This is a genomic window from Micromonospora foliorum (assembly GCF_022229015.1).
In the GTDB taxonomy this organism is placed as follows: domain Bacteria; phylum Actinomycetota; class Actinomycetes; order Mycobacteriales; family Micromonosporaceae; genus Micromonospora; species Micromonospora foliorum.
Genome location: NZ_JAKKFF010000476.1, coordinates 1 through 7,201, shown reverse-complemented (window position 1 = coordinate 7,201; position 7,201 = coordinate 1). Strand labels below are relative to the sequence as shown.

Genomic DNA, 7,201 nt, shown 5'->3' with positions numbered 1-7,201 from the left:
CCCGGGCGGTGAACCGGTCGCCCTGCAGGAACGGCAACACATAGTAGCCGTACACCCGCTGTGGCGCCGGGACGTAGATCTCGATCCGGTAGCTGAAGTCGAACAGCCGCTCGGTGCGGGCACGTTCCCAGATCAGCGGATCGAAGGGGCTGACCAGTGTGTTGGCCCGCACCCAGCGGGGCAGCCGGGCGGACGCGTGCAGCCAGGCCGGTTGTCGCCAGCCCGCCACGGTGACCGGCACCAGCTCACCGGCCTCGGCCAGCTCGGCGACGGCCTGCCGGGCGCCGGCCAGCGGCAACCGGAAGTAGTCGCGTAGCTCCGGCTCGGCGGCCACCCCGAGCGACCGCGCGGCGAGGGCCACCAGCGTGCGGTACGCCTCGGCGTCGGTAGGGGTGGGCGCGGACAGCACCGTGGCGGGCAGCACCCGCTCCGGCAGGTCGTAGCGGCGGGCGAAGGAGGTGCTGCGCTCGGCGGCGGCCACCTCCCCGGCCCAGAACAGGAACTCCAACGCCCGCTTGACCGCCGACCAGTTCCACCCCCAGTTGCCGGTCTCCCGGGGCGCGTCGTGCTCGATCTCGGCGGCGGTCAGCGGCCCGCGGGCGGCCACCTCGTCCCGGACCCAGGCGACCAGCTCCGGCTGCTCCTGGGCGATCCGTCGCATGCCGCCCCAGGATTCGCTGTGCGCGCGGGCCATCCGCCAGCGCAGCATCGGGTGCAGCTCGACCGGGACCAGCGACGCCTCGTGGCCCCAGTATTCGAACAGCTCGCGGGGGCGTCGGTAGGCGGCCTGGTCGAGCAGGGTGGTCGGGTAGGGCCCGAGCCGGCTGTAGAGCGGCAGGTAGTGCGCGCGTTGCAGCACGTTTACCGAGTCCATCTGGATCAGCCCGACCCGGCCCAGCACCCGACGCAGGTGCCGGCGGGTGGGCACGCCCGTCGGCGCCGGGTCGGCGAAGCCCTGGGCGGCGAGCGCGACGCGGCGGGCCTGGGCGAGCGAGAGTGATTCCGGTGCGGTCATCGTCGGCGACCTTAATTCATCGGTACGACGCCGGTGCGGGAAGCTGGACGTGACGACCAACGGGGCATAGAACGGTGCAATGCTGACCATCCGTCGGGAGGAGCCGGACGACGCCGAGGCGGTCGCCCGGGTACACGTGCACGGCTGGCAGGCCGGCTATGCCGGCTTCATGCCGGACGAGGTGCTGGGACGGCTCAACGTGGTGGCCTGGGCGCAGCGTCGTCGCGACGTCGGCACCGCCGATCCGGAACACCCGTTCACCACCCTGCTCGGCGAGGCGGACGGGTTGGTCGTGGGCTTCACCACCTTCGGGCCGTACCGCCGCAACCAGGACCGCGACGACCTGGACCCCACGGTCGGCGAGGTGGTGGCGCTCTACGTGGAGCCGGCCCGCTGGGGTGACGGGACCGCCGCCGCGCTGCTGGACGCCGCCCGGAGCGGGCTCACCGAGCGGGGCTGGGCCGGGTACCGGGCGTGGGTGCTGGCGGACAACCGGCGGGCCCGCCGGTTCTGCGAGCGCGCCGGCCTGTCACCGGACGGTGAGCGGTCGACCTACCAGGTGCCGCTGGCCGGCGGGGGCCCGCCGGTCGGGCTGGTCGAGCTGCGGTACGCCGGACGCCTCGACCGCTGACCCGTGTGGGGTCAGCCACCGGCGGATCGGCAGGAAGGCCAGCAGCGCCAGACTGACCCACACGTAGGCGTTGCTGCCCAGGAAGCCGTCGACGCCGGTGAAGTCCTTCTCCCAGAACCAGACGGTCCGGCTGATCAGCAGCGCGTACCCGATGGTCGCGGCGACCAGCAGGACCCGCCGGCGGCGGCCGGCCGGCGCGGCCATCGCGTTGTCGACCAGCAGGATCAACGCGGGCAGCAGCCAGACCAGGTGGTGCACCCAGGTGACCGGGCTGACCAGGCACATCACCGCGCCGGTCAGCGCCAGGCCGGTCGCCTCGTCGCCGGCCGCGACGGCTGTCCGGGACCGCCAGGCCCAGAGCGCCAGGGTGCCGAGCACCAGCAGGAGCCACAGCAGGGTGCTCGGGTGCTCGGGGTTGAGCCGGGCGACCACCCCGCGCAGCGACTGGTTGGAGACGAAGGCCAGTTCGCCCACCCGTCCGGTGTTCCACAGCGCCTCGGTCCAGAACTCCCGGGACGCGTCGGGGAAGAGCGCGGCGGCCAGCAGCGACACCCCGGCGGCCGTGCCGCTGGCGGTGAGCGCCGCGCGCCACCGGCCGGTCACCAGCAGGTAGACGATGAACACGCCGGGGGTCAGTTTGATCGCCGTGGCGAGGCCGATGCCCACCCCGGTCCACCGGTTGCCGGCCGGCAGCAGCCGCAGCAGGTCCACCGCCACCAGGAAGAGCAGCAACGTGTTGACCTGGCCGAAGTTGACCGTCTCCCGCATCGGCTCGAACGCGGCGGCCAGGCAGAGCGCCACGGCGAGGGCGTACCAACGGGTCCAGCCGGCGCGGCGGGCGATCGGGTCGACCAGCCACCAGATCAGCACGGCGGTGGTGGCCACGCTGGCGAGCACGCTCACCACGATCGCGGCCGACCAGGGCAGGTACGCCATCGGCAGCATGACCAGAGCGGCGAACGGGGGGTAGGTGAAGCCGTATTGGGTGCCGGGCTTGAGGTAGTCGTAGATCTCCCCGCCGTCGTGCACCCACCACGTCAACGCGCCGTAGTAGACCTTCAGGTCGAAGAAACCGTGCCGGACGGCCGCCATCGAGAGAAAGATCGTGACCGCGATCGCGAGCCCGGCCACGCTGGATACCTGCCCGACCGTCCTGTTGGCACCCTGCGCCACCGTCGTCTCCCTCGCCCTGCGTAGGCTTCCGTCCCATGGCTCTCGGGTACGTCCGCCCGGCGCGTCCCGAGGACGCCGGCGAGATCGCACGCATCCAGCTCGCGACCTGGCGGGTCGCGTACCGCCGGATCCTCCCTCGGCATGTGCTCGACAACCTGGACGAGGCGTTCCTCGCCCGGCGGTGGAGCGCCGCGGTGCTGGAGCCGCCCTCGGGCGCGCACCGGGTGCTGGTCGCCGTCGAACAGGCCGAGCAATCGTATCTGGTGGGGTTCGCCGCCTCCGGCCCGGCCGACGCCGAGGCGTTGGCCCCGGGCGAGCCGGCCGACGCGCTCGGCCCGGACGTGGCGGCGGTGACCGACCTGTTGGTGGAGCCCCGCTGGGGTCGGCGGGGGCACGGCAGTCGGCTGCTCGCCGCCACCGTCGACCTGTGGCGGGAGGACGGGATGAGTCGGGCGGTGGCCTGGGCGTTCGACGGTGACGAGGCGACCCACAAGTTCCTCACCAGCACCGGGTGGGAGCCCGACGGGGCGGCCCGGGCGCTGGACGTCGACGACATGTTGGTGCCGCAGGTCCGCCTGCATGTGGGCGTGCCGACCGAGAAGGTGCCGGCCGAGTGAACCGGTGTGGCGGCCCCGGCCGGGCCGCCACACCGGGCGGTCAGCCCTTGTCCGAGCCGTCGTTCGCGTCGCGGACGAAGTACCGCTGGAACACCACGAAGATGATCGCCACCGGGATGGTGGCCAGCAGGGCGGCGCCGAGCTTGAGCGGGTACTGGGTGCCCTTGCCGAGCGAGCCGCTGACCAGGTCGGCCAACCCGCGCGGCAGGGTGAACAGGTCCGGGTCCTGCACCGACACCAGGCTGTGCGGGAACTCGTTCCAGGAACCCTGGAACGACAGGATGGTGAGGGTGATCAGCGCCGGTTTCGCCATCGGCAGCACCACCGACCAGAAGGTACGGAAGATGCTCGCCCCGTCGATCCGGGCGGCCTCCTCGACACTCACCGGGATCGACTCGAAGAACTGCTTCATGATGAACACGCCCGCCGCGTCGGCCAGCAGCGGCACCACCAGCCCGGCGTAGCTGTTGTAGAGGCCGAGCTGGTTGAGCACCAGGAACTTCGGGATCAGCAGCACCACTCCGGGCACCGCCATCACGGCGATGATGGCGGCGAACAGGCCGCCACGACCCCGGAACCGCAGCCGGGCCAGCGCGTACCCGGCGAGCGAGTCGAAGAAGACCCGGCCGATGGTGACCAGCACCGTCACCAGCAGCGAGTTGCCCAGCCACAGTGGGAAGTTGGTGCCGGCGAAGATCCGTTCGAAGCCGGCCAGCGTGAGCGGGTCCGGAAACGGTGACAGCGGGTTCGCCGCCGCGTCGGGTTCGGTCTTGAGCGCGTTGCCGATCTGGATGACGAACGGGTAGAGGAACACCAGCCCGAAGAAGACAAGCGTGGCGTACCCCAGGAAACGGGTGGCCAGGGTGCGGGCCGCGCGCTGCTGTCGCCGCGCGGGCGCCGCCGCCGGGCGGTCGGTGAGCACGGCCATCTCAGGACCTTTCCGGTACGCGCCGACGCCGCCAGCCGCGCCGCGGCCGGTCGGTGTCCCGCTCGGCCAGCGCCCGTCGCTGGATCAGTGTGAGCACGATGATGATCAGGAACAGGACGAACGAGATCGCCGCGCCGGAGCCGTAGTCGAAGTCCCGGAAGGCGGTCCGGTACGACAGGTACGCCGGGGTGAGCGTGGTCTTGGCCGGGTCGCCCTGGCTCATCACGTACACCTGGTCGAAGACCTGCCAGGAGCCGATCATGCCGAGGGTGAGCACCAGGAAGGTGGTGGGCCTGATCATCGGCAGGGTGACGTACCGGAAGCGCTGCCACCGGGACGCGCCGTCGAGGGTGCTCGCCTCGTCGAGGGTGACCGGCACGTTCTGCAGCCCGGCCAGGAACATCAGCATGAAGGTGCCGGAGGTGGTCCAGACGACCAACGTGATGATCGAGACCATCGCCACGCTCGGGCCGGCCAACCAGTCCCACCAGCTCAGCCCGAACGGGCCGCCGTCGGCCAGTGCCGCCGGTGGCGAGTCGACGCCTACCGCGCCGAACAGCAGGTGCAGCACGCCCCGGGAGTCGGCGAACCACTCCGGGCCGTCGATCCCCACGACGCCGAGCAGCGCGTTGACCGCGCCGGAGTTGGCGAAGAGGAACAGGAACACCACGCTGATCGCGACGGAACTGGTCACCGAGGGGAAGTAGAAGGCGCTGCGGAAGAAGCTCTTGCCCTTGAGCATCCGGTTGTTGACGACCAACGCCAGTCCGAGCGCGAGCACGGTCTGCGCCGGCACCACGATCGCCACGTAGTAGATGTTGTTGCGGATGCTGGTCATGAAGTCGCGGCGGGCCAGCCCGTCCTCTGTGAACAACTGGGTGTAGTTGTGCGCGCCGACGAACGGGACGTCGCCGGTGAAGGGGCTGCCCTGGCCGTTCCAGTCGGTCAGGCTGACCCAGAGCGCCATCAGGATCGGCAGCAGCAGGAACAGCCCCAGAATGACGATCACCGGCGCGACGAAGAGCCAGCCGGCGAGGTTCTCGTTGCTCCGGGTGCCGCCCCTGCGTCGGCGCGGGCCGCCCCCGTCCGCGGTCGCCACGGCGGTCAGTGTCTCGGTTGCCATCTTCCCTCCCTTCCTCTCTCCGGCCGACGTGCGGCGGGGGCCCCGGTGCTCGCCGGGGCCCCGCCGTCACCTCAGCTGCCGCCGAGTGCCGCCTTGGCGTTCTTGTCGAAGTTCTGCAGCACGGTCTTCGGGTCGCCGTTGGCCAGCCCCTGCAGACCGGTGTCGAGGTCCTTGAGGACGCTGTCCATCTTCGGGGCGTTCACCGGGCCCTGGGCGTACGCGACGCCGTCGATGAACACCTTGTCCGCCGGGAAGGCGGCGGTGTACTGGTCGCGCGCCGACTGGCGGGACGGCATGACACCGAACGCCTTGGCGAAGGTCATCTGCTGCTCGCCGCTTGTCATCGCCTCGACGAACTTGATCGCCTGGTCCTTGTACTTGCTCTTCGCGGCGATGCCCCAGCACTGGGTGAAGGAGAGCGTGCCCTGCCCCTTGGGGCCGGCCGGCAGCGCCACGACCTTGTACTTCACGTTCGGGAAGTCGTTCTGCAGGGCGCCCTTGATCCAGTTGCCCTCGATGGTCATCACGGCCTTGCCCTTGCCGAACGCCTCACCGGACCAGCCGGCGTCGAGCTGCTTCGGGTACTTGGCCAGGCCGGTGCTGAGCATGGTCTTGACGTACTGGAGGGCGGCGAGGTTCTCCGGGGTGTCGGCGGTGGGCTGCTTGCCGTCCCTGCTCACCAGCCAGCCGCCGTTCTGCACCATGAAGGCGCCGATCCGGTCCCGGGTGTCGCCGAGGGCCAGCGGGACCTGCCCCTTGGCCTTGATCTTCTGGGCGACGGCGGTGAGCTGCTCCCAGGTCGTCGGCACGTCGGCGTCGGTCAGCCCGGCCCTGGTCCACAGGTCGGTGTTGATCTGCAGGGCCAGGGTCGAGAAGTCCTTGGGCGCGCAGTAGAGCTTGCCGTCGTACGTGAAGGTGGTGCGCAGGCTCTCGTAGAAGTCGCCCGAGTTGCTGACCTTGTCGCCGTACGGCTCGAGGGCGCCGACGCTTGCGTAGTTGGCGAACTGGGCCGCGTCCACGTAGAAGATGTCCGGCGGGGTGCCGCCGGCGAGGGCCTGACCGAGTTGCTGGGTGAGGTCCTGTGCCGGGGTGACCGTCGCGGTGTTGCCGGAGCTGCCGGCCCACTTCGCGGCGGCGTCCTGCACGGCCTTGGTCTCGGCCTCGCCGGACGAGCCGATCAGGATCTGCAGGCTGGCCGGGCCGCTGGACTGGGCGGTGTCTCCGGAGGAGTCGTCGAAGCCGCTGCCGCAGGCGGCGGAGCCGAGCAGGGCGACGGCGGCGAGGCTGGCCACCGCTGCCCGGGTGATTGTTCGGGGTGCCATGGGTTTCTCCTGGTGGGGGGTGGGACTACGCGGTGTGCCGCAGTGCCAACGAGGGCTGGAGCAGCACGGGGGTGGGGGTCTCGTGGTCGCCGTCGAGGACACCGGTGAGCAGGTCCACGCAGCGGGCGGCGGCCTCGCCGAGCGGTTGGCTGACGCTGGTCAGCCCGACCGCGGCGGCCACCGGCGTGTCGTCGAAGCCGATCACCGACACGGGCGGGTCGACGCCGCGGATCGCCTGGAGGGCGCCGAGGGCGAGCGAGTCGCTGGCGCAGACCACGGCGCTCGGCGCCACGGTGACGAGCAGGTCGCGCATCAGGCGTTCGCCCTCGGCGATGCCGTCCTCGGTCTCCCGGTGCAGCCCGGTCGGGTCGACGCCGGCCGCGCGACCTGCT

The 7,201-nt window shown here is 71.3% G+C and carries 8 protein-coding genes; 2 read left to right on the top strand and 6 right to left on the bottom strand.

What is annotated here, in order from left to right; genetic code table 11:
• Positions 1-1,015, bottom strand: a 1,015-nt coding sequence (locus tag PSH25_RS28410) for a winged helix-turn-helix domain-containing protein (RefSeq protein ID WP_238661962.1), incomplete at its 3' end; no start/stop codon positions are given.
• A 79-nt stretch (positions 1,016-1,094) separates the two neighbouring features.
• Here PSH25_RS28410 and PSH25_RS28405 point away from each other — a divergent pair.
• Positions 1,095-1,646 carry a GNAT family N-acetyltransferase gene (locus PSH25_RS28405; protein WP_238661961.1) on the top strand — a complete coding sequence of 184 codons (552 nt, stop codon included), beginning with the start codon at positions 1,095-1,097 and terminating at the stop codon, positions 1,644-1,646.
• Here the strand turns inward: PSH25_RS28405 and PSH25_RS28400 are convergent.
• Complete coding sequence (locus tag PSH25_RS28400) at positions 1,545-2,819, bottom strand: glycosyltransferase 87 family protein (RefSeq protein WP_238661960.1); 1,275 nt, start codon at positions 2,817-2,819, stop codon at positions 1,545-1,547. The two genes, PSH25_RS28405 and PSH25_RS28400, sit on opposite strands and share 102 nt — an antisense overlap.
• A 35-nt stretch (positions 2,820-2,854) precedes the next feature.
• On the opposite strand from PSH25_RS28400, the gene PSH25_RS28395 reads away from it, so the two are divergent.
• Positions 2,855-3,436, top strand: a complete 582-nt coding sequence (locus PSH25_RS28395; RefSeq protein ID WP_238661959.1) for a GNAT family N-acetyltransferase — start codon at positions 2,855-2,857, stop codon at positions 3,434-3,436.
• A 40-nt stretch (positions 3,437-3,476) separates the two neighbouring features.
• On the opposite strand, the gene PSH25_RS28390 is transcribed toward PSH25_RS28395, so the two are convergent.
• The 4 genes from PSH25_RS28390 to PSH25_RS28375 form a co-directional block, all read right to left on the bottom strand.
• Complete coding sequence (locus PSH25_RS28390; RefSeq protein WP_238661958.1) at positions 3,477-4,364, bottom strand: carbohydrate ABC transporter permease; 888 nt, start codon at positions 4,362-4,364, stop codon at positions 3,477-3,479.
• Position 4,365: 1 nt separating this feature from the next.
• A complete protein-coding gene (locus PSH25_RS28385) occupies positions 4,366-5,487 on the bottom strand; it encodes a carbohydrate ABC transporter permease (protein WP_238661957.1) in 1,122 nt (373 codons plus the stop codon).
• 71 nt (positions 5,488-5,558) lie between these two features.
• Positions 5,559-6,809 carry a sugar ABC transporter substrate-binding protein gene (locus PSH25_RS28380; RefSeq protein WP_238661956.1) on the bottom strand — a complete coding sequence of 417 codons (1,251 nt, stop codon included), beginning with the start codon at positions 6,807-6,809 and terminating at the stop codon, positions 5,559-5,561.
• Between the two features lie 25 nt (positions 6,810-6,834).
• Positions 6,835-7,201 (bottom strand): substrate-binding domain-containing protein (locus PSH25_RS28375; protein WP_238661955.1); only part of this gene is annotated, 367 nt, incomplete at its 5' end.